General features: G+C 71.6%; 25 protein-coding genes. 23 read left to right on the top strand and 2 right to left on the bottom strand.

Annotation, left to right across the window (positions count from 1 at the left end):
• Positions 1-10 precede the first annotated feature (10 nt).
• From ACQPY0_RS00640 to ACQPY0_RS00535, 22 genes are all read left to right on the top strand, one after another.
• A complete protein-coding gene (locus ACQPY0_RS00640; RefSeq protein WP_432982958.1) occupies positions 11-1,357 on the top strand; it encodes an ABC transporter substrate-binding protein in 1,347 nt (448 codons plus the stop codon).
• An 83-nt stretch (positions 1,358-1,440) separates the two neighbouring features.
• Positions 1,441-2,241, top strand: coding sequence for a class I SAM-dependent methyltransferase (locus tag ACQPY0_RS00635; protein WP_432982955.1), 801 nt, complete (start codon positions 1,441-1,443; stop codon positions 2,239-2,241).
• 26 nt (positions 2,242-2,267) lie between these two features.
• Positions 2,268-3,197 carry a branched-chain amino acid ABC transporter permease gene (locus ACQPY0_RS00630; protein WP_432982952.1) on the top strand — a complete coding sequence of 310 codons (930 nt, stop codon included), beginning with the start codon at positions 2,268-2,270 and terminating at the stop codon, positions 3,195-3,197.
• Positions 3,194-4,195, top strand: a complete 1,002-nt coding sequence (locus tag ACQPY0_RS00625) for a hypothetical protein (RefSeq protein ID WP_432982949.1) — start codon at positions 3,194-3,196, stop codon at positions 4,193-4,195. The genes ACQPY0_RS00630 and ACQPY0_RS00625 overlap by 4 nt, the downstream gene beginning before the upstream one ends.
• Before the next feature lie 34 nt (positions 4,196-4,229).
• Entirely contained in the window at positions 4,230-5,309 is a 1,080-nt protein-coding gene (locus tag ACQPY0_RS00620) for a branched-chain amino acid ABC transporter permease (protein WP_432982946.1), read from the top strand.
• The gene (locus ACQPY0_RS00615) at positions 5,306-6,889 is read left to right on the top strand and encodes an ATP-binding cassette domain-containing protein (protein ID WP_432982943.1); all 1,584 of its coding nucleotides are present in this window, start codon (positions 5,306-5,308) and stop codon (positions 6,887-6,889) included. The genes ACQPY0_RS00620 and ACQPY0_RS00615 overlap by 4 nt, the downstream gene beginning before the upstream one ends.
• Positions 6,886-7,383, top strand: coding sequence for a hypothetical protein (locus ACQPY0_RS00610; protein WP_432982940.1), 498 nt, complete (start codon positions 6,886-6,888; stop codon positions 7,381-7,383). The genes ACQPY0_RS00615 and ACQPY0_RS00610 overlap by 4 nt, the downstream gene beginning before the upstream one ends.
• Positions 7,373-8,491, top strand: coding sequence for a hypothetical protein (locus tag ACQPY0_RS00605; protein WP_432982937.1), 1,119 nt, complete (start codon positions 7,373-7,375; stop codon positions 8,489-8,491). Before ACQPY0_RS00610 ends, ACQPY0_RS00605 begins: the two co-directional genes overlap by 11 nt.
• A gap of 95 nt (positions 8,492-8,586) precedes the next feature.
• Complete coding sequence (locus ACQPY0_RS00600; protein ID WP_432982934.1) at positions 8,587-9,231, top strand: hypothetical protein; 645 nt, start codon at positions 8,587-8,589, stop codon at positions 9,229-9,231.
• Positions 9,228-9,368 (top strand): hypothetical protein, encoded by a 141-nt coding sequence (locus tag ACQPY0_RS00595; protein ID WP_432982931.1) that lies wholly within the window; start codon positions 9,228-9,230, stop codon positions 9,366-9,368. Before ACQPY0_RS00600 ends, ACQPY0_RS00595 begins: the two co-directional genes overlap by 4 nt.
• A 41-nt stretch (positions 9,369-9,409) precedes the next feature.
• Positions 9,410-11,722: a Helicase associated domain protein gene (locus tag ACQPY0_RS00590; RefSeq protein ID WP_432982928.1), complete on the top strand. Its 2,313-nt coding sequence runs from the start codon at positions 9,410-9,412 to the stop codon at positions 11,720-11,722.
• A 260-nt stretch (positions 11,723-11,982) separates the two neighbouring features.
• Positions 11,983-12,534 (top strand): hypothetical protein, encoded by a 552-nt coding sequence (locus ACQPY0_RS00585; RefSeq protein ID WP_432982925.1) that lies wholly within the window; start codon positions 11,983-11,985, stop codon positions 12,532-12,534.
• On the top strand, positions 12,531-13,466 hold the full coding sequence (locus tag ACQPY0_RS00580) for a S1 family peptidase (RefSeq protein ID WP_432982922.1): 936 nt from the start codon (positions 12,531-12,533) through the stop codon (positions 13,464-13,466). Before ACQPY0_RS00585 ends, ACQPY0_RS00580 begins: the two co-directional genes overlap by 4 nt.
• A gap of 208 nt (positions 13,467-13,674) precedes the next feature.
• Complete coding sequence (locus ACQPY0_RS00575) at positions 13,675-14,076, top strand: hypothetical protein (protein ID WP_432982919.1); 402 nt, start codon at positions 13,675-13,677, stop codon at positions 14,074-14,076.
• A 121-nt stretch (positions 14,077-14,197) separates the two neighbouring features.
• Positions 14,198-15,196 carry a hypothetical protein gene (locus ACQPY0_RS00570; RefSeq protein ID WP_432982916.1) on the top strand — a complete coding sequence of 333 codons (999 nt, stop codon included), beginning with the start codon at positions 14,198-14,200 and terminating at the stop codon, positions 15,194-15,196.
• A gap of 85 nt (positions 15,197-15,281) precedes the next feature.
• A complete protein-coding gene (locus tag ACQPY0_RS00565) occupies positions 15,282-15,845 on the top strand; it encodes a hypothetical protein (RefSeq protein WP_432982913.1) in 564 nt (187 codons plus the stop codon).
• 187 nt (positions 15,846-16,032) lie between these two features.
• On the top strand, positions 16,033-16,386 hold the full coding sequence (locus ACQPY0_RS00560; RefSeq protein WP_432982910.1) for a helix-turn-helix domain-containing protein: 354 nt from the start codon (positions 16,033-16,035) through the stop codon (positions 16,384-16,386).
• 441 nt (positions 16,387-16,827) lie between these two features.
• On the top strand, positions 16,828-17,550 hold the full coding sequence (locus ACQPY0_RS00555; protein WP_432982907.1) for a hypothetical protein: 723 nt from the start codon (positions 16,828-16,830) through the stop codon (positions 17,548-17,550).
• A 248-nt stretch (positions 17,551-17,798) separates the two neighbouring features.
• On the top strand, positions 17,799-18,647 hold the full coding sequence (locus tag ACQPY0_RS00550) for a hypothetical protein (RefSeq protein ID WP_432982904.1): 849 nt from the start codon (positions 17,799-17,801) through the stop codon (positions 18,645-18,647).
• Positions 18,644-19,561, top strand: a complete 918-nt coding sequence (locus ACQPY0_RS00545; protein WP_432982901.1) for an SAM-dependent methyltransferase — start codon at positions 18,644-18,646, stop codon at positions 19,559-19,561. The genes ACQPY0_RS00550 and ACQPY0_RS00545 overlap by 4 nt, the downstream gene beginning before the upstream one ends.
• A gap of 233 nt (positions 19,562-19,794) precedes the next feature.
• Positions 19,795-20,682, top strand: coding sequence for an endonuclease/exonuclease/phosphatase family protein (locus ACQPY0_RS00540; protein ID WP_432982898.1), 888 nt, complete (start codon positions 19,795-19,797; stop codon positions 20,680-20,682).
• 284 nt (positions 20,683-20,966) lie between these two features.
• On the top strand, positions 20,967-21,470 hold the full coding sequence (locus ACQPY0_RS00535; protein ID WP_432982895.1) for a hypothetical protein: 504 nt from the start codon (positions 20,967-20,969) through the stop codon (positions 21,468-21,470).
• Between the two features lie 157 nt (positions 21,471-21,627).
• On the opposite strand, the gene fabG is transcribed toward ACQPY0_RS00535, so the two are convergent.
• The gene (gene fabG, locus ACQPY0_RS00530; RefSeq protein WP_432982892.1) at positions 21,628-22,338 is read right to left on the bottom strand and encodes a 3-oxoacyl-ACP reductase FabG; all 711 of its coding nucleotides are present in this window, start codon (positions 22,336-22,338) and stop codon (positions 21,628-21,630) included.
• 411 nt (positions 22,339-22,749) lie between these two features.
• Here fabG and ACQPY0_RS00525 point away from each other — a divergent pair, with 411 nt between their 5' ends.
• Positions 22,750-23,583, top strand: coding sequence for a helix-turn-helix domain-containing protein (locus ACQPY0_RS00525; RefSeq protein ID WP_432982889.1), 834 nt, complete (start codon positions 22,750-22,752; stop codon positions 23,581-23,583).
• Between the two features lie 13 nt (positions 23,584-23,596).
• Here ACQPY0_RS00525 and ACQPY0_RS00520 read toward each other — a convergent pair whose 3' ends face one another.
• Positions 23,597-24,541 carry an MBL fold metallo-hydrolase gene (locus ACQPY0_RS00520; RefSeq protein ID WP_432982886.1) on the bottom strand — a complete coding sequence of 315 codons (945 nt, stop codon included), beginning with the start codon at positions 24,539-24,541 and terminating at the stop codon, positions 23,597-23,599.
• Positions 24,542-24,567 lie beyond the last annotated feature (26 nt).

The following is a 24,567-nucleotide window of genomic DNA, read 5'->3' as shown; positions in this document are numbered from 1 at the left end:
GGACACACCGATGACTCGACATTCCCTGCGCCGCCTGGCTGCTGCGTCCACCGCGGCGGCCCTGCTCGCGGTGAGCGGGTGCAGCAACTCCAGCATGGACTCGCAACCGGCCACCGGCAGCAGCGGCGGTGAGGTGAAGATCGGGCTGATCATCCCGAAGACGGGCGACTACAAAGCTGTCGGCGATGATCTGCGCGAGGGTTGGCAGCTGTACCTCGACCAGCACGGCGGCATGCTCGGCGGGCGGAAGGTCACCGTCGTGGAGGCCGACGAAGGTGACGGCGGGGAGACCGCGCGGACCGCGGCGAAGAAGATGCTCGAGCAGGACCGGGTCGTGGCGATCGTCGGCGGCGCGACCGCGCCGACCACGGCGACGCTGCAGCCCCTGGTCACCGCGGCGGGGGTGCCGTTCATCGGCACCGGCGGCCGGCCGTCGACGGTCTCCGACGTCTCGCACGTGTGGCACACCTCGTGGTTGTCGGAGGAGACCGGCGCGGCCGCTGCGGACTACGTCCGCACGACGGTGAACGGGCCGGTGTTCGCGATCGGCCCGAACTACATCGGCGGCAAGGACAACATCAACGGCTTCGTGAAGCCGTTCACCGCCGCGGGGGGCAAGCTCGCCAACGCCGGCGGTGAGCCGGAGTGGACGCCGTGGACGCCGCCGACGGCGGAGTTCGCCCCGTACCTGACGAAGATCAAGAACAGTGGCGCGAAAGCGGTCTACGCGTTCTACGGCGGCAAGAGCGCCGCGGAGTTCATCAAGCAGTACAAGGAGTTCGGCCTCACGATCCCGCTGTACGGGCCGGGGTTCCTGACCGAGGGGCTGCTGCCGGTGCTGGGTGATGCCGGGGTCGGGGTGTGGACCTGCCTGAACTACGCCTCCACGTTGGACAACACGGCGAACCGGCAGTTCGTGGCCGCGTTCCAGTCGAAGTATCAGGGCAAGGCCCCGAACCTGTACGACGTTACGGCCTGGGATGCCGCGCTCGTTCTCGACCGGGCCATCGCCGCCGCCACCCAGACCAGCACCGCCAGCCCGTCCGCGACCGCGTCCACCGCGGCGTCGCCGACCGGCACGGTGGGCGCGCCGGCGGTCACGGGTTCGCCGGTGGCCGGTTCCGCGACCCCGACCGGGTCGCCTCGCACCGGCAGCACGGGTGGGGTGGGTGTGGACCCGGCGGCGGTGAACACGGCGATCGGGACGCTCGGGCAGATCGACAGCCCGCGCGGGCCGTGGCAGTTCGGGCAGCGTAACCACACGCCGGTGCAGAAGTGGTACCTGCGGCGAGTCCAGGCCGACGGCACCACCTTCAGCAACGTCGTCGTGCAGGAACTGGCCACCCTCGGCGCCTGAACCTCTCACCCGTCAGCTCGCGGCGGCGGGGTACGCCTCCCTGCCCCGCCGCCGTGCCCCCACCCCTTGAACGGAGACCCGCGATGCCGAAACCGGCGTACATGTTCGACAACACCACCGCCCAGGCCCAGGTCCAGGTGCCGCTGCTGGCCGAGCTCCTCGACGGGCACACATCCGGCGTCCTGGGCGATCTGGCCGAGCCGGGGGACAGCTGGCTGGACCTCGGCGCGGGCGCGTGCACGGTCAGTACCTGGCTCGCCGACCGGGTCGGCTCGGACGGGATGGTGACCGCGGTCGACCTCAACCCGATGCCGGCCGGCCCGGTGCGCAACAACCTCACCATCCACGCCGGCGACCTGCACGAGCTGCACGTGCCGCCGAACTGCCTGCAAGGCGTGCACGCCCGGCTGGTGTTCATGCACCTGCCGGACCGTCTCGACCTGCTCCAGCAGTGCATCGAGGCACTCGCGCCGGGCGGCTGGCTCGTGCTGTCGGACTGGGCGGTCTGGGACCGCATGATCGTAGACAGCCCGTCGGGCGACGCGACGGTGCTGCTGGGCCGGTTCCAGTCGCACCTGCTGCAGCTCGGCGAGGCCGCCGGGATGGACATCGGCTGGGCCGGCGACGCCAACCGCGCGTTCCGGCATGCCGGCCTCGTCGAGGTGCAGACCACCACGTTCGCCCGGACCTGGCAGGGCGGGACCGGGATCTGCCGGCTGCACGACTCCAACTCCCGCCAGAAGGAGGCCGAGCTGATCGCCTCCGGGTTCAGCCTCGACGAGCTCGAGGCGCTGCGCGAGGTGCTCGCCGACCCGCGGCTGGTGCTGTCGGACTACCTGCTGCACACCACCGTGGGCCGCAAACCGCTGCCCGGCCAGGCGTAGACGGGGTTCGCAGCTGTGGAAGGGGTGTGAGCGTGGTGGCGGCGTATCTGCTGCTGGCCGTGGACGGGATTGCGTCCGGGCTGCTGCTGTTCTGCGTGGCGGCGGGCCTGACCGTGCTGTTCGGCGTGTTCGGCGTGTTCAACATGGCGCATGGCACCGGCTGTCTGCTCGGCGCCTATATCGCCGCCATCACCTTCCCTCACGGCCCGGCCGGCATGGCCGCCGGTGTCGCCGCTGCGGTCGCGGGTGGCCTGGTGTTCGGTGGGCTGCTGCAGGTCGTCCTGGCGCCGCTGCGGGACCGGCCGATGCAGCAGAGCCTGGCCACGCTCGGCATCGCCTTCCTTGCTGCCGACCTGCTCACCGAACAGTTCGGGGCGCTGCCGCTGCGGGTCGAGGCCCCGGGCCGCCTCGGTGGGTCGGTGACGGTCGCCGGGCAGGTGTATCCGCTGTGGCGGCTGGTGTTCATCGCCGTCGCCCTGCTGCTGGCTATGACGCTGTTCTGGGTCGTGGCCCGGACCCGGGCGGGGGCGATCGTGCGGGCGGTCGCCGTCGACCCGGCGATGGCCGCCGCGTGCGGGATCAACCCGCGCACCGTGCGGTGGGTCGTGTTCGCGGTCGCCGGGGCGCTGACGGTCGCCGTTGGCGCGCTCGGCGCGCCGATCGTCGGCGCCGCGCCGGGCGTGGATGAGCAGTTGTTGTTGCGGTCGCTGGTCGTGGTCGTCGTCGGTGGCCTCGGCTCGATCCGCGGCGCGTTCATCGCCGCGCTCGGCGTCGGCGTACTCACCCCGTTCGCCGCGATGACCGCCTCCGGCCTGTCCCCGATCGTGCTCACCGTGACGCTGATGCTCGCCCTCGCGCTGCGCCGCACCCAGCCCGGCACCACCGCCACCCCGGCGGCATCCGCTGTCCAGCCCTCGACCACACGCCCCGACCACGTTGCAGGAGCATTCTCGTGACCACCACCGAGCCCCCGATCCCACCGGAGGCTGCCCGCGACGGCGGATCGGCGGACCCGGCCCCGCGTTGGCGGCGTTTCGTGCCGCTGCTGGCCGGGCTCGTGGTGCTGGTCCTGGCCAGCGTCGCTGCCGTCGGCGTCGCCGCGGTGCGGCGCCAGCCGGACACCGCGCCACTGTGGTACCCGGCCGCAACGTCCGCATCCGCCCCCTCGGCCGGCCCGTGCACCAGCGCGGGCACCTCGCCGCCCGACATGCCCGCGGTCGGCGGGGACGCGGCGGGGTGGCGGGCGACGGCCGCCCGGCTCGGCCCCGCCGACGCGGACACCACCACCGGCCGGTACGCCCACATCCGCCGGCATGCCTGGTACGGCGACATGGGTCCGGGCTCGGACGGGCTGGGGCACACGCAGCTGCGGGTGGAGACGGTCGAAGGCTGGTACGCCGAGGACGGCACCGGCGCCACGATCACCACCACCTACCCGCGCGGCAGCACCCAACCTGCCCCGGGCGTGGCCGGCGCCACGGTCGAGCGGGAGGTCACCGACGCCGGGCACGAGCACTACCACCACCTGTCCTTCACCGGCCTGCCCAGCAGCGACCCGCACCAGCTGGCCGGCCAGTTGCACCGGATGCAACCACCCCAGGTCGGCGAACAGGCCATGATCCGGGCGATCGCCCGCCTCGCCCAGGAGTACACGCTGCCGTGCCCGGTCCGCGGCGCGGTGCTGCAGGTCCTGGCCGGCAGCCGGGTGGTGTGGCGGGGCCCGGTGACCGACCGGGCCGGGCGGCCCGCGGTCGCGGTGAGCGTCGACAGCGCGGACGGCGTCGAACGCGACACCCTGCTGCTCGACCCCGGCACCGGCGTGGTCCGCGGCTACGAGGAGCTCATCCTGCGCAACCCCGGCAAGCTCGCCGGTCCGTTCCCGCTGCTGTTCGAGGCCCTGGTCTACCTGACCACCGACTGGCAGCAGGCGATCGGCCCCGCCGCAACCAGCTGATCCCGGCCACCACCACCGACGAGGAAGCAGTCCGATGCCGCACCCGATCCGCTGGCCGAAGCCGCGGACAGCCGCGATGACCGGCCCGGCCCGCCGCTGGGCCACTGTCCTGGTCATAGCTGGCCTGCTCGCCGTGCTCGCCGCGTTGCCGTGGCTGGTCAACGGCTACGTGATCACCGTGGCCACCGCAGCGCTCACCTTCGGCCTGCTCGCCGTGAGCACGCAGTGGCTGGCGGCGACCGCGGGGCTGCACACCATCGGTCAGGGCGCATACCTGGGTATCGGCGCCTACACCGCCGCCGCCTTCGCCCAGCACGTCACTACGTCCGGGCCGGTGCAACTGGCCGCTGCCGCGACAGCGGCGGCGAGTGTCGGGGCGCTGGTCGGCGCGGTCGCCGTGCGGGCCCGCGCCGTCACCTACCTGATGATCACCCTCGCCGTCGGGGAGCTTGCCGGCACGGTCGCGGTCCAGGCCCGGGCGGTGACCGGCGGCAGCGACGGCCTGCCCGTCCCGCCGGTGGTTCCGCTGCCGGGTCTGGGGCCGGTGGTCCGGGACGGCTGGGCCTACCTGTATGTCCTCGTGTGGGCGGTGCTGATCACCGCCGGGGTGGTCGTGGCGCACCGGTCCCGGTTCGGGCTGATCCTGCGCGGGATCGCCGGGCACGAGCTGCGGATGCGCGCGAACGGCCATCCCGTCGCCCGGCAGCTCATCGCCGCTCAGGCATTGGCCGCCGCCGTGGCCGGGTCGGCGGGCGCGCTCGTCGCCGCCGCCCACCACTTTCTGTCCCCGGCCGATCTGGCCTTCGACGTGTCCGCGCTCGCGCTCGTCGCCGCGATCGTCGGCGGCCGGTCCATCATCGTGACGCTGCTCGCCGCCGGCGGTCTGATCGTGGTCCGGGACTGGGCCGCACCGGTCACTGGGGCACACGCGCCGCTGCTGCTCGGCGTGGTGTTCCTGCTGGTGGCGTTCGAACCGCTGCGCCGTGCCCGCCGCCGGGCCCGTGCCGCCGGGACCGGCACCGTAGCTGCGGCGCCGCCGGAACCTGCCGATGCCACGGCGGCAGACGATCCGGCGGCGCCGCGCACCGACCCGGTCCAGGAGCCGGCCCGATGAGCGGCCTGCACGCGCAGGGGCTGACCGTCCGGTACGGCAGCGTGACCGCCCTGCACGACGTCACCCTCACTGCCGGGCCGGGCTGCAGTGCGGTCATCGGCCCCAACGGCGCCGGGAAAAGCACCCTGCTGGCCCTGCTCGCTGGCACCCGGCGCCCTGACGCCGGCACGATCAGCCTCGACGGGCGGGACATCACCAGGCTGCCCGACCACCGCCGCGCCCGGCTGGGCATCGCCCGGACCTTCCAGCACCCGGCCATCGCGGCCGAACTTAGCGTCGCCGACAACCTCGCTCTCACCCACACCGCCGCCCGCACGAGCGGCCGCGGTGCGCAGGCGGTCGACGTGACCGGGCTCGCCGAGGCGGCCGGGCTCCTCACCGCCGCGTACGTCCCGGCGGGGCTGCTGCCCTACGGGCAGCAGCGGCTCCTGGAACTGCTCATCGCCGTCGTGGCCCGGCCGCGGGTGCTGCTGCTGGACGAGCCGACCGCCGGCCTCGACACGACCGGCACCGCGGCGCTCGCCGCCCTCCTGCGCGCCCTGCCCAACGATGTCGCGGTCGTGCTCGTCGACCACGACACCCGCTTCGTGTTCGACCTCGCCGACCACGTCACCGTCCTCGCCCGTGGCACCGTCATCGCCACCGGCCCACCAAGAGCCGTCCAGGCCGACCCGCAGGTCCGCCGCGTCTACCTGGGCGACGAGGCCGCCGCCGGCCTGTCCGGCGGACGGGCCGTGCCAGCAGCAGCGTCGGCGGTCGGTGGCGAGCGGCCCGGTACGGCCGGGGCGCTGCTGGAGGTGCGGGGCCTGCACGTGCGTCGCGGTGCCGCCACCGTCCTGCACGACATCGAACTGACGGTCCGGGCCGGGGCCGTCACGGCGGTCGTCGGCCGCAACGGCGCCGGGAAATCCACCCTGCTCGGCGCCATCGCCTCCGGGGACCTGGAGGCCGGGACCATCACCTTCCACGGCACGCCCGGGCGCGGCAGCGAGATCGTCGACGGCAAGCCGGCCCGGCTTCAGCCGCTCCAGCCGGTGCGGGCAGTCCGCGAGTGGCAGCGCGCGGGGATCGGTCTCGTGCCGCAGGACCGGCGGCTGTTCACCACGCTCACCGTTGCCGAACACCTGGCCGTTACGAGCCGCGGCCGGCCCCTGCGGGGCTGGCGCGTCAGCATGCCCGACCGGATCGCGGTGCTGTTCCCCGAACTGGCCGGCCGGCTGCGGCACCTGCCGCACCAGCTGTCCGGCGGCGAGCAGCAGATGGTCGCCATCGCCCGGGCCCTCGTCGGACACCCCGACGTGCTGCTGCTCGACGAACCCGCCGAAGGGCTCGCCCCCCAAGTCATCAACCGGCTCGCCACGCTCGTGACCGGGCTCGCCGCCGACGGCATCGGCGTGCTGCTCGCCGAGCAGCACCTCGGTCTCGTCACGGCTACCGCCGATGATGTCGTGGCCCTCGACGGCGGCAGGATCGCCGACCGCCTCGACGGTGCGGCGGTGCACGCCGATCCGGACCGGCTGCATCGGCTGCTGCTCGCCTCGACCACCCCCGGCGATCCCGGGCTTGGGGTGCGGCGATGACCCGGCACGGACTACGGCGGTGGCCGCTGTGGCGGCGGGTGCACTGCGCCGATTGCCGCTCCCCCCTCGTCCCCGATGTGATGCCCGACCTTGGCGGTCACGTTCGCGGCTACATGTGCCGGTGCGGGCTGCGCCGCGACGCTGGCGTGCTCGAGCGTCGGGTGCTCGCCGCGTGCCGCGCCGCCGAGACGGCCAGGACGGGCGGCCGGGTCCGGCCGTATGTCATCGCCGCGGCACGGGGCCGCCGCACCGCGGCCGACTTCGCCGGACTGACGGCGCTGGTGTGGAGCTCGGCGTGCACGGCGATCGAGGTGCTGCAGCTGCCCACCGTTGTGCACCCCGGACCCGCCGAAGCGCTGACGGTACCGCGCCGCACCTTCGCGACCCGCCCGATCACCCGACGACAGCAACCCGATGCGTTGCCTAGCCCGAAGGGGACGCCATGCCGATCCGCCAGCCTGCGCACCCCGGCCAGGACATGGCATGACCAGTGACCAACGCCGAGGCCGCCGCGTCAGGCGGCAGCTGCGCCCCGGCACGTCCGCCGGTGTGGTGCCGGACTCGGCGGTGCTGCAACGTATCGCCGACACGCTGATGGACCCCCGACGGCGACGGCCCGCCACCGGCAGCGACGCGCACCACGGCGGCGGCCCGGACCCGCTCATCGTGGACGGCCGGCAGGTCGGCACGGTCCGGGCGGTGCGCCGCAGCCGGCTGCTGGAAGCCGACCGCGTCGAACTCGCTGACGGCGGCACCCTGTTCTGGAAACGGCTCACCGGTCCGCTACGCACCGAGGCTGCTACCCTCGCTGCGCTCCACGCCGCCGCCCCGCCCGGCCCTGCGGCCTCGGCGGTCTCCGGGCAGCGGACCGGCAGCACCGCTCCTGTCGCCGTGCCGGCGATCCTGGCCACGGCACACGAATCCCTGGCTGATGGGCTGCTGCTGCAGGACCTCGGGCCGGCGCCGTTGCCGTTGCCGAGCGATGCCTGGCCCCGCACGGTGCACGCCATCCACACCACCCCGGCACCGGCCTGGCTGCCGGTGCTCGACGCGGCCCACCTGGCGTCGCTGCCGGCGCGGGCCTTGGCGCATCTGGACGCGTTGCGCGCCGAAGGGGTGGGCCGCTGGCCGGACAGTGACCGCATCGCCGCCGATCTGGCCTACCTGCGAAGCCTCGGCCAGCATCGCAGCAGCGGTGCCACCACAGACCCCTACGGCCTGTGCCACAGCCGCCTCGACCCCAGCGCCTTGTTCCCCACCGCGGACGGCACCGTCTATGTCCTCGGCTGGGGCTGGGCCTGCCGAGGCCCCGGCCTGCTCGACCTGCTCGGCTGCCTGCCGCTGGGCGGCGACAGCTATAGCACCGCGTTCGACGCCCACGACGAGGTCCTCGACACCTACCTCGCCGCCGGCGGCGACCGGGCCGCCGAACACGACCGCGGCGGGCTGCCCGCCACCCGATGGGCGGCCGGCTGGCACCGCGTCGTCCAAGCCGAACGCCTGCTGCACATCGTCGCCGCCTGGCTCGACGAACCCGACGACGCCGACGCCCAGCACGAGGTCGGCATCCTGCTGCACGAGGCGATCCAATGTCTGCGCTGAACCCGCCACCACACCGGCACGGCGCGGGCCCGGCCATACGACGGCCGGATGCGCCATCCGCGGCGTCGGGCCCGCTCCTGGCGGGAGCTGCGGGGGTGACTGCTGTCCGCCGGTCGCAGCTGCCGCCACCGACGATTCCGCATCGCTCGCGCATCCGCTGGCTCGCGGCTGCGCACCCGGCCGACGTCGCCGACGTCGCGTCCGTGCTGGCCACGGCGTGCGTTGCGCAGCTGCGCCCACTGCTGGCAGAAGACAGGGACGACGGGCACGCGGTGGCGCTGCACCGCTGGTTCGCCGCGGTGACGGCCCAAGCCGTCGTCCACGGCGCGGTGTACCTCTACGCGGACGATCTCGCAGCGGCCATCTGGCTGCCCGCCGACGCGGCGGCCCTGAACCTGGATGGCGACATTCGAAGCGTTCCCGAACTGGACACGCTCAGCGCGCTGCTGCGCCGAAGCCCCGCGGCCGCGGAGCCGGCGACGGTGCCCGCGTACCTGGTCGCGGTCGGCACGGACCCGGGCAGACGCGGCAGGGGCGCGGCCCGGCAGCTGCTGGAGGCTCATCACCGCAAGCTCGACGCGGCCGGGGAGGCCGCGTACGCGATCGCTGTCGACCCGATCGGCAAGCGGCTGCTGGCCGCAGCCGGGTATCAGCCGGACCACGTCGACCACGCTGGTGTGCTGGCCCTGCAGCGGATGCGGCGGCTGCCGCGTACCAGGCCGGGTGGTGGGGCGTGGTGACCGCGACGGCGCAGCGCGGGGCGGGGGAAGGCCTGACCGGTACGAGCTGGCTCGTCCCCGGCCGGACACCGATCTCGGCGCAGCACATTCTGATCGCCGCCGGTCCGGCCCCGCACACCGCGGCGGACGCTCGATGAGCGTCGCAGCGCGGACGCGCACCACGACGAGGACATCGGCGTTGGGCGCTGGTCGAGGGTTGCCGGGGCTGCGCGGGTATCAGGCTGACGCGGTCGCCGCGATCGTGGCTGGTCTGGCCGGCGGCAGCCGGGGGCAGCTGATCGCGGCGTGTGGCTCGGGCAAAACGCTCGTGGCCGCGCATGCGGCGGTTCGGCTGGTCCCGGCCGGGCTGGTGGTCATCGCCTGCCCGTCGCTGGCGTTGGTCGCGCAGACGCTGGCGGTGTGGAGCACGGGTGGCGCGGCCGGTGATGTGCTGGCGGTGTGCAGCGACGACAGTGTCGCCGACGCCTCGATGCACGCCTCGGAGCTGGATTGCCCGGTCACCACTGATCCGGACGTGATTGCCGCGTGGCTGCGGCAGGGCGTCGGCGGCGGGCTGCGGCTGATGCTGACCACGCATCAGTCGGCCGGTACCGCCGGTCGCGGGCTGGCCGCTGCCAGGGTGATCGCGGAACTGCTGGTCGTCGACGAGGCGCACCGCACTGCCGGGCGGGCGGGGAAACACGGCGCGTTGGTGCACCACGACGCGTCGCTGCCGGCCCGGCGCCGGCTGTACCTCACCGCAACACCCCGGATGCTGTCGCCGCGCCGCAACGCCCGCACCACCGACGACATCGTCTCGATGGACGATGCCACGATCTTCGGCGAGCGCCTCTACAGCTATCCCTTCGCGCGGGCCATCGATGAGGGCTGGCTGGACGACTATCGCGTGCTCGTGGTCGGCGTCACTCGCACCGAGGTCCTGACCCTGCTGCAGGGCATGTCCGGTGACACCGTCGTCGGTTCCCACCAAGCTCCACTGCGCACCGCGGTCGTGCAGACCGCGCTGGCCGGCGCGGCGGTCGAGTTCGGGCTGCGCCGGATCATGGTGTTCTGCCCCCGCGTCGAAGACTCCGCCGAGTTCACCCGGACCCTGCGTGGGACCGTGAGCGCCCTGCCAGAGGACCGGCGTCCGAAAGGGCATCTCACCCCGGTCCACGTCGACGGCACCCAGAACGCGGCGCAGCGCCGCATTGCCCTGGCCGCGCTGGCCGACCCGCCCCAGAGCGGCTGGACGGTCCTGTCGAATGTCCGCTGCCTCGCCGAAGGCGTCGACGTGCCCGCCGTCGACGCGGTCACCTTCACCCACCCCAAACACTCCGAAGCCGACATCATCCAGGCGGTCGGACGGGCGCTGCGCCGCAACCCCGAAGGTTCCGGCATCGCCACGATTCTGGTCCCGGTCCTGCTGCCCGACGACCCGGACCACATCCCCGACAACCTCGACGAGTGGACCACCCTGTGCAAGATCGTGCAGGCGCTACGGGCCCATGACCATGCGCTCGCCGCCGACCTGGACACCCAGCGCACCACCCTGGCGGCCGGCGGTCCTGCGACGCTGCCGCCCCGCGTCGTGATGCGGCTGCCCGACGGATACGACCTGCAGAACGTCCTGCACCACATCACCGTCCGGGTGCTCGAGCACAGCACGTCCGACTGGCTGGTCGGGTACGCCGCGCTGCAGGCGTTCCAGCAGCGCCACGGCCACACCCGGGCCCCCGTCGGACACCGGGAACAGGGCGTCAACGTCGACCGGTGGATCAAACACCAGCGCACGCTGCAGAACAAGGGGCGGCTGCTGCCCGAGCGGTACACGGCGCTGTGCGCGCTCGGGCTTGAGTTCGACGTGTTCGAGGCGGATTGGCAGCGGATGTTCGCGGCCGTGCAGGCGTTCCATGCCGAGCACGGGCATCTCGCCGTCCCGGAAGATTTCCGGCCCGACGGCATCAACGCGTCCGGATGGCTCACCCGGCAGCGGACCCAGCAGAAACGCGGCAAACTCGCCCCCCACCGCGTCGAGCTGCTGGAACGCCTCGGCATCGTGTGGGATCCCAACGCCAGCTGGGACGACGGCCTGGCCGCGACGCGTGTCTTCTACGCCGAGCACGGCCACCTCAACATGGCCCCCGGCACCACCGTCAACGACATCAACGTCTACCACTGGCTTTCGTGCCGACGCATCGAACTGGCGGCTGGCCGGCTTGCCGATTCGACCAAGGCGACCCTCGACGCGATGGGCATGGTCTGGTCCTTGCGGGAGCAGCAGTGGTGGAAACGGTTCGCCGCCGTGCGCCGCTACGCCGAACGGACCGGGAACACGCAACCGCCACGGACGCTGCGGGAAGACGGCGTGAATCTCAGCGTCTTCCTGTCACGGCTCCACAGCGATCACCAGGCGGGCCGGCTGGCCGCGGACCAGATCGCCGCCGCCGAGGCCATCGGCATCCGATGGAACACCACCGGCACCGGCACAGACCCCGAGGATTCGGCATGAGCCTCGAACTCCCACACCGGCGACGGCGGGCGTCGCCCGCGCCCACCGCAACGACGCTCCACGCAGGGGCATCACCTGAGCCGGTCCGTGGACCGGCCACGAGCCCACCGCGAACCCCTCTTGGGCCAGATCTCCAGCCTCTGCCGGCCCCGCGAGGACGAACCCGTCCGTCATCATCGTCAAGCAGCCCGCCACCGGACCCGCAAAGCCCGGCCACCGCCGGAACCCTCATGGCCGATCGTTCGGGTTCGAATGATCTAGTGGACGACGACCGGCAGGTGTTCGCCGGCATCCTGCACGCGCTGCGGCTGATCATCGAGCCGTACGCCGCCGCCAACCCTCGCATCGAGGTGTTCCGGATGGCGTACGCGCTGGTCGACGGCCTGCCGCGAGTGACGTTGCTGGGCCTTGCCGCTGAGGCGACCCGCCAGCGGCAGATGCTGCCCGGCCGCCCCGGTCGCCCTGGGCAGGCGCTCGCCGCCGCTGGGCTGCACGGTCACAGCCCCTGCGGGAATCTCGCCGCGCAGATCGCGCTGCTGTACGTCGAGCGCCTCAACGGACCGTTCCCGTCGCACTCCGTGGGTGCGGGCCGGCGCACCGCGCCGCTGCACGACTACCGCACCGGCGCCGGCGACCCGCATTGCCCTGCCACCGGACACTGCGTCGCTACCGCTACGCAGGTCGGCGTGGTGGAGGTTACCGCCTCGCCCCGGGCCGGCCGATCGCTGTTCAGGAAACCCGGCGCGACCGCGCGCCGGGTCCGCACCACCCCTCGCACGCACCACGACACGCATCACGGAAGGAACCGATGAACCTCGCACCACGACGGCTGGCCCTGGCGACGACCGCGCTCGCCGTCGCCGCCACGATCGGCGCCGTCGCGCCGGCCGCACCCGCCGCGGCGATTGTCGGCGGCGGTGACGCCGCCCGCCCCTACGACGGCGTGGCTGCCGTCCAGATCGTCTTCCCCGGCCTCGGCACCGCGCTGTGCGGCGGGACCCTGATCCGCCCGGACTGGGTCCTCACCGCCGCGCACTGCGTCAGCGACGAGGCCGTCGCGCCGGCCGCGGTCGCGGTCCCGGCCGGCAACGTCACGGTCCGGGTCGGCAGCCTCGACCGCACCAGCGGCGGGGAGCTCGTCACCGGCAAGGCGGTCTACCTGGCGCCGCAGTGGGCCTGGGCGGCGAACTGGCCGGCGTCGCCGGTCGCCGACTACGCGCTCGTCGAGCTCACCCGCCCGGTGTCGACGCCGCCCATGCAGCTGGACGTGCAGCCGGTTCCCGAGGCCGGTGGCGTCCGGCTCGTCGGCTGGGGCCTCACCGCCTACCCGCCCACCGCGGGTCCGCCGGCGATGCTGCAGCAGGAGGACACGGTGCGCCGCCCGGCCGGCGACTGCACCGGCGGGTTCCTCGGCCTCGGTGAGGTCTGCCTCGGCGGCGGCGCCTGCTACGGCGACTCCGGTTCCCCGAGCCTCCACCAGCTCACCTCCGAGCCTGCAAGCACCCCGCCGGGTCAGCGTCCGGTGTGGGCGGCGGTGGGCATGGCGAGCCGGGAGACCAGCGCGGACAGCCCATGCACGGCGCCGACCGTCTACACGGACCTGACCTGGATGCCCTTGCGGCTCTGGGTGTGGACCACGATCCGGGACCGCCGGCAGCAGCTATGCCTGTGCGTGCCGGCCCGGCCGCTCGACACCGCAGCACAGGACCGCATCCGCCGGCTCCGCCCAGCATTCACCCGATGACCGCCTAGCACCACCACCCGGCGCACGCTGAGGCAGGCCGGGCCCGCCCGCCTCAGCGTGCGACTGTCGCTCGTGCACGACCAGCCGCAGGAGACCCCCGATGACGCTGCTCCCCAACCAGGACCCGACTCGGGCACACCCACGGTCGGGACCACACGTCGCGGCCGGACGTGACCAACGCGCGGGCGCACCCCGTGGATCAGCGGCCGTGGCCGGTGCCGGTGCGGGCGGGGCAGTGCCGACCGGCACCGGCGGGTGGCGCAGTGCGCAGTTGCAGCAGCTGCGGGATCAGGTCCTGGCCATGCTGCCAGGACCTGATCAGCCGCCCGCATCGACAACCGACCTCGCCGCCGCGTTGCGGCTCACCCCGTACGAGCAGAGCGTGCGGCTGTGGCCCGTCCTGGATCGGCTCGTCAAAGACGGGGTCGCCGAACGGATCGTCCGCGAGGGGCACAACGTCCGGTACTGGCGCTGCACCGCCACGACCGGCGAGCCGTGCGCCGCAACCGCCGCGGCCGGGGGCCTACCACCCTCGTCCACCACAACGACCTTTGACGCGGCGGCACCACCTGACCAGGTCCCGGCTCCGCTCGGTCCCAACACCTTATGACCCAATCACAGCGCTTCCGCCGCCGCGCAGATCGGGGGATACGACGCTGTCGCCGGCACCCCGCGGCGCCCACTACGACACGACGCGCCAGCAGCACCGAGCCAGAGTGGAGGAAGAACGCATGTTTACCGCACCGCTGAGCAGCACACTGCGGGCCCTGCCCGGCGTGGGCGAGCACGCGACGGTACTGGTGCTGCCGCTGCTGGAACCGTTCCTCGACCGGTGCCTGACGTCGCTGGCCGCGCGGACGGTGAAGATCGCCCGCCATGGTGGGCGGGATCATCTGCACCTGGCGGTGTGCGGCGCCTGCACCGGCTGCGACACCTATGCCGCCTCGGTCCGCATCGCGGCCCGGACGGCCGGCATGGACCTCACGATCTTCCTGCCCACCGGCACCGAGCCGACCAGCGCCGGACCGTCCGGCCCGGCCGATCCGTCGACTGGCCTGGTGCCGGGCAACCCGGAGATGCTGGCGTTTCCGGAGTCCGGCGAGACGATCGTGACCGGCACCTACGCCGACGCCGTCGCAGCCAGCAAACGCCACGCGGCCCGGATCGGCGCCGCCGACGTCACCCCGCCCGGCCCACACGGCAACCACGGGCACTTCGCCGTCGCGACCCTGCTCGTCGAAGTCCTCGACACGCTGCCGGGCCCGCCGGCGCAGTTGTGGATGCCGCTAGGCGACCTGTGTGTCGGCGTCGACACCGCGCTGCGGCTGCTGGGCTGGCCCACCGCCCTGACCGCCGTCACCGGCCCGCCCTCCAGCGGATGGCCAACTAACCGCGACCCCGGCCGTAGCCCCGCCACCGGCCCAGCCGCCAGCGACGCGCTGCCCGACCCAGCCGCCGCATTCCCGGACCTGGCCCTGCCCGCGAACGCCGTCCTGCCCCGCGGCCACCGTCACGTCGTCCGCGCCGGCACGGCACACATCGATCAGGCCCGCCACCAACTCGCCGCGCTCGGGGTGACCGCCACCGCCCGAGCCGCGTTCGGCCTCGCCGGACTCCTGCACCACAACCACACCCCGGCCGACGCCACACGCACCCCGACCAGCACGCACGGCGGCCACGTCGTGCTCACCGTGGCAGCGCCCACACCACAACGGGACGAACGCCGCTGACCACGCCATCCCCGAAACACCAGGGCCGGCCGCCCACACCCGGTACACCCATCAACCGCAGCTTCCCCCGGACCCACGAGGAACAATGATGGCCGTCAAAATCGCCGACCAGCTCGACAGCGAACACCGCGAGACCGCCTGGACGCTCTACAGCGCAGCGTTCGCCGAACTCAACGCCCTCGCCGTGCAGCGCCACCTCATGTACCGCCACGAGTTCGACGACGTGATGGACGACCCACGGGTCAGCAAATACCTGTACCTGGACGACGACGGCACCATCCGCGGGCTGTCGACCTACACCAACGACCTGGACGCGGTGCCGCTGATCTCACCGCCCTACTTCGCCCGGCGCTGGCCGCTCCACTACGCCGAACGGCGCATCTGGTACTGCGGGTTCGTCGCCGCCCAAGCCGACGCCCGGGCGGCCACCGCCTTCGGCGAGCTCGTCACCGCGATGTACCACACCGCCGCGACGCAGAACGGCCTCATCGCGCTGGACTTCTGCGCCCGCACCGACGAGGTACGGCACATGGCCCGCGTGGTCCGGCTCATGCTGCACCGCCTCTCCGGCGACGTACACGCACAGCGCATCGACGAACAGCAGTACTGGCTGTACGAGTTCCCGGCCACCGCGGACAAGACCGGATGAAGCCCGCAACGACTGGACCCGCCACGCGGGCCTCATCGCGGTTGTCGCCGGGGCCGGCTGACGATCCGACGCCGCTGGCTGCTGCGACGCCGTTCCAGCAGCCAGCGTCACCGCGGCCGCCACAACCCCGGCCCGCGGCAGTCCAGAGCCCTGATCGCGACAAGCCCAGCCGCAGGAGATCCACCAGATGATGCAGCCCCCGAACCGAGCCGCGGCTCAGACGCCGCCGTCGTCGAGGCCGTCCCTGACGGCCGGGCACGACCAAGGCGGTCGTCCGCCACACCGGACCGACCCGGTACCGCGAACGGTCGACCGGCACACCACGCTGGCTCCCCAGGGCAGCCAGCGCCGTACCGACCAGACCGCCGAGGTGGTCAAACGCTATGTCGACAGGCAGCTGCCGATCCGGACGGTCGCCGCCGAGCTCGGCCTGTCGTACGGCAAGGTCCATGCGCTCCTCGTCGAGTCCGCAACGCCGAGACGGCCAGTTGGCGGATCCCGCATCCGCGTCCAGCGGGCCGCCGACCTCTGCATCGCCTGACTGACCATCGCACGCGCTTGCCGCCGGTGGCGGCATGGCCAGCGCCGATCAAACCCGCGTGGCTGGCTGAAGGTGACCAGCCCACTCGCGGTGATAAACCACCGCACCCTTGGGCGCCAGCTCAGCCACACCAGCTGATGCCTTCACCGCACGACCTGCTCGCGGAACCACCAGCTGAACCGTCAATCCCATCGTCTCGAAGGAGCCGCACCCCTCATGACCGTGTCCCGCACACGCCGATGGCTCACCCCGGCCGCAGCCGCTGTGCTCGTCGTCGCGCTCCTGGCTGCCGGGATCGCCCTACGCTGGCAGGCCGCCGACACCCGCCCCACACCGCAGGCGGCCAATCGGCCCCAACCGGCCGGGACACCCGCGTCGAGTCCGCCACCGGGCTCCGCCAGCCCGTCAGCGGCGGCGCCGGTCGCAGACTCGCGGAGCTTCTTGACCGGGTGGGCCGGTCGGCTCCAGGCTGCGGCCACCGACGGGCAGCACGGCGCCTACGAGTACATCGCCACCCGATCCGCCGAGCGTGACGGCGACCTCACCCCGACCGGGCCTGCCGGTCCGCTCGTGCACCGGCTGCTGACCACGTGGACGAAGCCGAGCAGCGGCCGGGCAATGCTGCACACGCTCACCGGCGCCGAGCCGCTCTGCCCGGCCCTGTCCGACCAGACCTGGGACGAACCCGGCCGGTGGGACGGCCCGCTCGGCACCGACCCGGCAGCGGAACTGCACCGCCTCACCGGCACGGGCGCAACCCTGGCAACCCGCACCGACCCCTACGGCATCGATCTGTTCGGCCAGATCGGCGAGGAAGCCATCAACCGGATCCTCTCCCGCGCCGCACGCGCCGCGCTGCTGCGGATGCTCGCCGACCAGCCCGACATCGAGGTCCGCACCGGCGTCCGCGACCCGCTCGGCCGGCCCGGCATCGCGGTCAGCACCGTGCTGCTCACCCCGCTCGGCCCGAACCTGCTGCGCCGCACCCTCATCTTCAACCCCGACACCGGCGAACTCCTCGCCACGCAACGACAGTTCCAGACCGCCACAGGCGTGCCGGCGCCAGATCCGACAGCCGCACCCGACGAAGGAGTGCTGTTCTTCGCCCGCGCCTACACCGCCGACATCCGCACCCCCGCACCGCCGTGTACCGGCCCGGCCTAGCCGGCATTGGCCCGCTGTCGCCGCAGCACCTCGGGCCGCATCCGTCTCGGACGCATCGGCGTGCCGCACAACACCGGCCGACGCAGACCTGGCCGGCTGTCCGCCGCGACCGGGCTTGCTGGACCGCGGTCACGCCGCCGTCGGCGCGGGTCGCTGCCGCCGTCGCCGACCACAGCCACGCAAACCCTTCCGCCGGTACGCAGCCGGCTCGGCCCTGTCCCGATGACCGGCGCGCGAAAGGCTGACGCATGAGCCCAACGACCATCCTCGCCGCTGCCCGGACGGTGTTGGCGAACCAGTTCAGCGTTCGCGTTGCACGGATGCGATGCCCGGCGCCGTCAGCAGCGGTCGGCGACGACGATGACCTGGGCGAGGTCGTCGCCGCATACACCGCCGCCTCTGTCGACGAGGCTATGCAGCTGCTGCGGCTCGATCCCGCCACGGCAGCTGACGATGCACAGGTCGTCCGCTTGGCGGTGCGGCTTGGCCGCGCCTACCTGGTCGGCGTGTACGGTACGGCCGCCAGCCCGCCCGACCTGGACCCGGTTCTGGCCTGGGCCGGCTGGGCCGTCGCTGCGAGCGAACGGCTGTACGGGCCCGGCAGCACCGCCGCGCTCGACGCGGCGAGCCTCCTCGTGCGGCTGCTGCGCCGCGGCCGCCGGGTCGCTGAGGCCGCCGATCTGCAGCGTGGCATCGCAGCAAGCACATTCGCCCGCGCCGGCTTCCGCATCGCCGGATCGGACCTGCTCGCCTACGCGGACCTGCTCCAAGACGCCCGACAGTGCGCGGAGGCCGCCGACCAACTGGACCGCTACGCGCGCCGATGGCAGCGGCAATGGCGCACACGCCGTGCCGACCGATTGCACGTCGCCATGTCGCTGGCCGTCCGCCACGCCGTGTGCGGCCGTGCCGGCACCGCCCGGCAGCACCTCGCCGCCGCAGCGCCGTACCGGCCCAGGAACCGCGACCGTGACTACGTCGAGGTCCAGCTGTACTACGGCGTGCTCTTCGCCGACCGCCGGGGAGCGCATCGCACCGACTGCACCTGGCCCGCTCCCGATCACGACTTCGACTTCAACGCCGCGATGCGCCGATGAGCCAGCCCCAGCGACCGCAGCCCGGTCTGGTACTGCCGGAATGGGTGCCGGATGGCATCGACGTCACCACACCCACCGTCGCCTGCGTCTACGACTCCGCTCTCGGCGGATTCCACAACTTCGTCGTGGACCGGGAACTCGCCGAACAAGCCGGCCGAATCTGGCCGGACTTCACCCAGGCGGCGCATGAGCATCGAGCCTTTCTCGGACGGGCCGTGCAGTGGCTGCTCGACCGCGGCATACGCCAGTTCCTCGACATCGGCTCAGGGCTGTCGGCCCGGGGCGGCGTCCCCGAACTGCTGCAGCACACCGCGCACAGCACCCGGGCCGTCCACGTCGACCTGGACCCGGTCGTGGTCGCGCACAACGCCCACCTGTTCGACCGCACGCCGGGGGTCCGGGTCATTCGCGGGGATCTTCGCGATCCGCAGACGATCCTGTGCCATCCGGCTGTCGCCGAGGTGCTCGACTTCGCCAGCCCGGTCGCGGTCGTGGTCACCGGCGTGCTGCACTTCGTCGCCGACGAAGACGACCCCGCCGGGATCCTCCAGCAGCTCGCCGACGCCACCGTCACCGGCAGCTACCTCATGCTGTCCCACGCAACCGCCCTCGCCGGCGACGCCACCCGGCTGGGACTGGTTCGGAAACTCTTCGACCGCACCCCAACCCCGATGCACTGCCGCACCCCCGAACAGATCGCCCGGCTCCTCGAAGGCTGGGACCTGCTCGAACCGGGCCTCGTGCCGGTCACCGCCTGGCACCCCGATCCGGACGACGAAGACGTGCCGGCCCAACCCGCCCTGCTCGCCGCCGTCGCCGACAAGCCGCCGCTTCGGCCCGGCGGACGCCATGGCGGCGGACCTGGCGAAGGACCGCACCGTGAAGGCCAGCGCGATCCAGACCGCGGCTCGTAACAGCCCACGGCATCGAGTCCGGGCCGCAGGGCGAGACCGGCCGCGGCATCGAGCAAATCCGCTCGCCACACCCCTCAGGCATCCGACGATCGCAGCATCGAAATGCGCCACCGCACTCGGCTCACGACAGCGGCACCACCGCGACCGCCTCCTACCAGTCGTAGCACCAGCATCGCGTCTCGAACCGATCGACACCACCGAACGTCACTCCCTGAAGAATGCGAGGCACACGTATGCGTATTCGTGTCGTGGTGCAGAACCTATGCCGGGGTGGCCTGCGCGACGGCGACGGCAACCCCCAGGACCGGTGGCCGGCCCTCGCCGCCCGGATCCGCGCCGCCCAGCCGGATGTGCTGCTGCTCAACGAGGCGAATGAGTGGGACCTGCACGGCCACCGGCAGCTCGGCCGGGCCATGGCCGACCTCGACCTGGACGTAGCCCCGCTGCCACCCTCCAAGAGCGGCTGCCGCTCAGCCATCCTGTACCGCACCGCCACCCTCGGCCGCTGGACCCACACCAGCTTCGACCTGGCCCAGGAGACCACCCACGGCTTCGTCGTCACCGCGTTCACCGTGCCCGGACTACCAGCACCGCTGACGTTCGCCGCCGGGCACCTCGACCCCTACAGCGGCGACCGCGCGATCTACGAAGCGAAACTCCTGGCGACTCGCGCCTACCGGTACGGCCCCTTCGCCGTGGTCGGCGGCGACATGAACTACCCACCCGAAGCCGGCCCCGACCCCGACTACAGCCGGATGCGCCCGTACAACCTCGCCGCCCGCACCCTCCTGCACGACCCCGCCGACACCGACGCCGACATCCAACCGGACCGGCGCTCGGCATGGATGCTCCGCAAAGCGGGCTACCACGACGTCGCCTGGCATCTCTCCCAACGCCTCGGCGATGAGACACTGCTGCGCCGCACCGCCAGCGACGACCGCATCGACCGCATCCACGTCACCGGCCCCCTCGCCGACGCGGTCAGCAACTACCAGGTGCTCGAGGAACCCGCCGACGCCAGCGACCACCACGGCATCGCCGCCGACCTCGACACCGACGTGATCGACCACACGAACCTGTGGACCTACCGCACGGGCTCGCCCTGCCGCCGACGTACGTGACTGGAACCCCTATCTCGCCGGCCGCGCTTCCCGGCGGCCGGTTGCCGCGCCGGGAGCCGAGCGGCCCTCTTGGTCTGACGGTTTCCCGAGACCGTGCGGCGAGGGACTCCGTTGCCATCGAGGCGTGCCCGCGTGCTGCCCGAAGCTTGTCCTCGGTCGTCCGAAAAGGTGAACATCCAGGCGATCGACGGGCCTCTTTCGGCCGGACTTTTGCGGAGCGTGACGAGCATGCCCCCGATAAACTGCCCTCCGCAGAGATCTCTACTGGAAAGGCAGGCCGCTTCATGGACATCGGTGGCGAGGACGAGGCCAAGCGGCTACTGGGCGTTACCGACCGGCGCGGACTTTCCAGGAAGAAGTTCCTCCAGTTCGTCGCGATGATGCCGGACATGGACAAGGAAACGCGGATCAAACTGATCGAGCAGCTTCCCGAAGTCATGCGGTTCGCCGCCGAGGCCGTGGCCGGTATGACCAAGGTGCATGATGCGACCCTCGTAGCCAATGAGCAGAGCCAGGCCCGCGTTCAGCAGACCTGGGACGAGATCAGGGCGACGATCAGTGCTCAGCTCGACCGCGACGACCTCGACCCGACCGGGCGCGTTGCCTTGGTCGACCGGCTCATCCTGACTGGTGAGCGGCAAGCTGCGGCCGACGCCAGGAACAAGACGTATCTGGACCGGTGGGACAGCAAGAGGACGTTCGGGATCCTCGCTGCTGCCGTCGTCCTGACGACCCTCGCCGCCAGCGGCAAAACAGCACTTCAGAACGGCTCACTGCTGCGCCGGTAATACGGAGACCGCGCGGGCGTGCGGCGTCCCCACGTCCCCACAATCTTGGAGGGTGTGTCCTGACCGCCCCGCAGGTGCACCAGCGAGGCCGCGCAATCCCTGAACGGAGCACGGTTGCCCAGTGATGGGCAGACCGGAAATGTCAAGCATGGCAACTCTAGTGGCCCATGCTGATGCCGCCGTCGACGGGGAGAATTGCACCGGTGATGTATGCGGCGTCGTCGCTGGCGAGGAATGCGATGGCAGCGGCAACCTCTTCTGGCCGGCCGATGCGGGGGACCGGCACTTCGGCGGCCTTGGCGGCGGCCTTTTCGGCACCGATGGTTTCGTTGAGCATCTTAGTGTCGGTCAGGCCGGGCGCCACGACATTGACCGTGATGCCTCGCGAGCCGAGTTCCCTCGCCATGGATCGTGCTGCGCCGGTGAGCCCGGACTTGGATGCGGCGTAGTTGACCTGGCCTGCCTCGCCGCGCATCCCAACTGCGGAGCTTACGAAGATGATTCGGCCGAACTGCTTCATCATCATCTTTCGTGCGGCAAGCCGGGCCGCCAGGATGGGCGCGACGAGATTTGTGGTGAGAGTGCGCTCAACCAGATCTGGTGTGAGCCGGATGAGGAGTTTGTCCGCGGTGATGCCGGCGCTGCACACCAGCACTTCCACGGGTCCGTGGGCTGCTTCGGCTTCGGCGAAGGCCGCTTCCAGCGACTCGGGTTGCGTCACGTCGCACTTGACCCCCAGGATGCCCTCCGGCGGGGTCGAAGTGTGGAAGGTCACAGCAACACGATGACCCGCGTCTGCGAGCCGCAACGCCGTAGCGCGGCCGATACCAGAACTTCCACCTGTGATCAATACCGATCGCTCGTTCATCTGACTCACCCTCTTGAATGTAGCTGTTTCGCCGGATGTCGTCCGTTTTGGGTGTCCGGATTGCGGGTGCTCGCATTGATTCGCACCCTGCGCGCAGCCGGACCGGCGGACCAGTAGAGCGTGGGGGACGCGAACCCGAGGGCGCCAGGAACGCTGCACTTCATGAACGGATCACTTCCGGAACTCGCATCGCCGAGTGGGTCCAAATTGTGCTGTTTGTACCTTACGCATAGTGATCTTGATTGACAAGCTGGAATGCGACGACTAGAACCGTTGACCTGGGAGGTGAATGGTTCTCTGCTTTGTGGCTGAGGTGCCACGGAAGTGAACGGGCATGCGAGCGTCAGGCTCGCGGGGTCCAGTTAACGCGGCATATTCGCCGCGCTTGTCCAACACACGTCGGGGGAATGTGTGGATACAGCGACAGAGTCCGCGGCCCAGCTCACGGCCGGGGAACAACTACGAAGGCTGCTGCCAACCTGGCGCAGGCGACTCGATCCGAGTGCGATTCCTGGTCTGCTGTACAGCAGGAACAGCCCGCAGAAGAAGAATGTCAGCCAGGAAGATGTAGCGCATCTGGTCGGCGTTTCAACCCGCTGGTACGCCAACCTTGAACGCGGCGGTCCCGGGCCCTATTCGGCAGATTTCCTGGACCAAGTCACGGTCGCCCTGCGCCTGTCGCAGGAAGAGCGTGCGGTCCTGTATTTGCTGGCGACCGGGCAGGAGCCCGATCCGCCCCGGGCCGTACCGGTCGGCGAGAACTTCGTCGCGCTGCGGGCCATCGTGAACGCGCAGCCGTGGCCGGCCTACGTCTCCGATGACGCCTGGGATTGTCTGTTCAGCAACGAGCACCATCGGAGCTGGTTCCCACACTTGAAGTATGAGCCGAACATCATGTTGTGGCCGTTCCTGTACGCCGAGAGCCGACTCCAGCTCATCAACTGGGAGAGAGACTGGGCGCGCCCGATGCTGGCGCAGCTTCGGGCGGCCAGTGCCCGCCATCCGGACAACGCCCGGCTGCAGGGGATCATTCAGCGCATCCTGAACGGAAGTGCAGACGCCCGCCGGATCTGGGAGGAGAAAGCGGAGGTTCATCTGCACCCAGACGGCGACCGGCGACTCATGCATGTTCCGCACTTTGACGGACCTCGAGTCGTCGAGATCGTGGCCCTGACCACGCTCCGGGCGGTCGGATTCCGGGTCATGATGCTCATCCCGGTCGATGAGATCGATGCCCGTGTCTAGGGCGGTGGCTGCCTCAGGCCGTGTCGAAGTGCGCTTGAGCCATGCGTTCGAGTACCTCGGCCGCCGGGACCGGCGGGTTGCCGAGGTGCCGGTAGGTGGCCGCTGCAGTCGCCACGAGCCGCTCGCGCATGGGAAGGTGCCGAAAGGGGCCAAGCGGGATGTCCATCGCGGCTTCCCAGTACGGCATTCCCTCGTACAGACGCGGGGTCAGCTCGTCGCGGACGAGCGCGAGGTACTGCTGGAACTCCCTGACTCCGTCCGGGTCGACGATCGGCCCATGGCCAGGCACGATCCGTGTGGCGCCGGTTTGCAGGATCTCATCGCAGGCGCTGATCCAGTTGTCGAGTGGACCGGTCCACATGACTGGGTGGTCGCCGAACAGGATGTCGCCGGCGAAGACGACTCCGGCGTCTGGGATGTGGACGATGACGTCGCCGTCGGAGTGTGCGGGTCCCACCTCGTGCAGGACAACGCGCCGCCCGCCGACGGTCAGGGTGGTGGTGCCGGAGAACGTCGTGGTCGGTGGCGTCACGACGACGCCGTCGAAGTCAAACGCGCCGAAGTGCAGTTTCGTGTATCGACCCGCGGCAGACCCGGCGAGCTCCGGGCTGAGCAGCCTGCGCATCAGCGCCGGGGGGAAGTCGTGCGGCATCGACGCGGCCGTGGCCGCCGACGCGACGATGTTGGCATTGGGGAACAACTGGTTGCCCCAGCAGTGATCGCCGTTGGCGTGGGTGTTGACAACGGTCGTTACCGCGGGCAGCCCGGCCTGCCGGAGGGTCTCGATCAGCTGCTGGGTCATTGGCAGCGTGTACTGCGTGTCGATGAGGAGCGTCTTGCCGTCGGCGTAGACCGCGCCGGCGTTGCTGTGTCCCCAGCCGCTGTCGGAGTGCAGGAAGGCGTAAATGCCTTGCCCGAGCTCTGCCAGCGACGTACATCCCCCGTCGCTCAATTGCATGACGGCATGGTGTCAGCCCGACAGTG

Source organism: Dactylosporangium sp. CA-233914 (assembly GCF_050942935.1).
In the GTDB taxonomy this organism is placed as follows: domain Bacteria; phylum Actinomycetota; class Actinomycetes; order Mycobacteriales; family Micromonosporaceae; genus Dactylosporangium.
Note: the sequence above shows the minus strand (reverse complement) of the source record. Positions and strands in the feature narration are given on the sequence as shown.

Excerpts from the sequence above, each read along its gene's own strand:
- ACQPY0_RS00640 (WP_432982958.1), top strand. The coding sequence starts at position 11 with ATGACTCGACATTCCCTGCGCCGCCTGGCTGCTGCGTCCACCGCGGCG.
- ACQPY0_RS00635 (WP_432982955.1), top strand. The coding sequence starts at position 1,441 with ATGCCGAAACCGGCGTACATGTTCGACAACACCACCGCCCAGGCCCAG.
- ACQPY0_RS00620 (WP_432982946.1), top strand. The coding sequence starts at position 4,230 with ATGCCGCACCCGATCCGCTGGCCGAAGCCGCGGACAGCCGCGATGACC.
- ACQPY0_RS00615 (WP_432982943.1), top strand. The coding sequence starts at position 5,306 with ATGAGCGGCCTGCACGCGCAGGGGCTGACCGTCCGGTACGGCAGCGTG.
- ACQPY0_RS00610 (WP_432982940.1), top strand. The coding sequence starts at position 6,886 with ATGACCCGGCACGGACTACGGCGGTGGCCGCTGTGGCGGCGGGTGCAC.
- ACQPY0_RS00605 (WP_432982937.1), top strand. The coding sequence starts at position 7,373 with ATGACCAGTGACCAACGCCGAGGCCGCCGCGTCAGGCGGCAGCTGCGC.
- ACQPY0_RS00580 (WP_432982922.1), top strand. The coding sequence starts at position 12,531 with ATGAACCTCGCACCACGACGGCTGGCCCTGGCGACGACCGCGCTCGCC.
- ACQPY0_RS00570 (WP_432982916.1), top strand. The coding sequence starts at position 14,198 with ATGTTTACCGCACCGCTGAGCAGCACACTGCGGGCCCTGCCCGGCGTG.
- ACQPY0_RS00565 (WP_432982913.1), top strand. The coding sequence starts at position 15,282 with ATGATGGCCGTCAAAATCGCCGACCAGCTCGACAGCGAACACCGCGAG.
- ACQPY0_RS00560 (WP_432982910.1), top strand. The coding sequence starts at position 16,033 with ATGATGCAGCCCCCGAACCGAGCCGCGGCTCAGACGCCGCCGTCGTCG.
- ACQPY0_RS00550 (WP_432982904.1), top strand. The coding sequence starts at position 17,799 with ATGAGCCCAACGACCATCCTCGCCGCTGCCCGGACGGTGTTGGCGAAC.
- ACQPY0_RS00545 (WP_432982901.1), top strand. The coding sequence starts at position 18,644 with ATGAGCCAGCCCCAGCGACCGCAGCCCGGTCTGGTACTGCCGGAATGG.
- ACQPY0_RS00540 (WP_432982898.1), top strand. The coding sequence starts at position 19,795 with ATGCGTATTCGTGTCGTGGTGCAGAACCTATGCCGGGGTGGCCTGCGC.
- ACQPY0_RS00535 (WP_432982895.1), top strand. The coding sequence starts at position 20,967 with ATGGACATCGGTGGCGAGGACGAGGCCAAGCGGCTACTGGGCGTTACC.
- fabG (WP_432982892.1), bottom strand. The coding sequence starts at position 22,338 with ATGAACGAGCGATCGGTATTGATCACAGGTGGAAGTTCTGGTATCGGC.
- ACQPY0_RS00520 (WP_432982886.1), bottom strand. The coding sequence starts at position 24,541 with ATGCAATTGAGCGACGGGGGATGTACGTCGCTGGCAGAGCTCGGGCAA.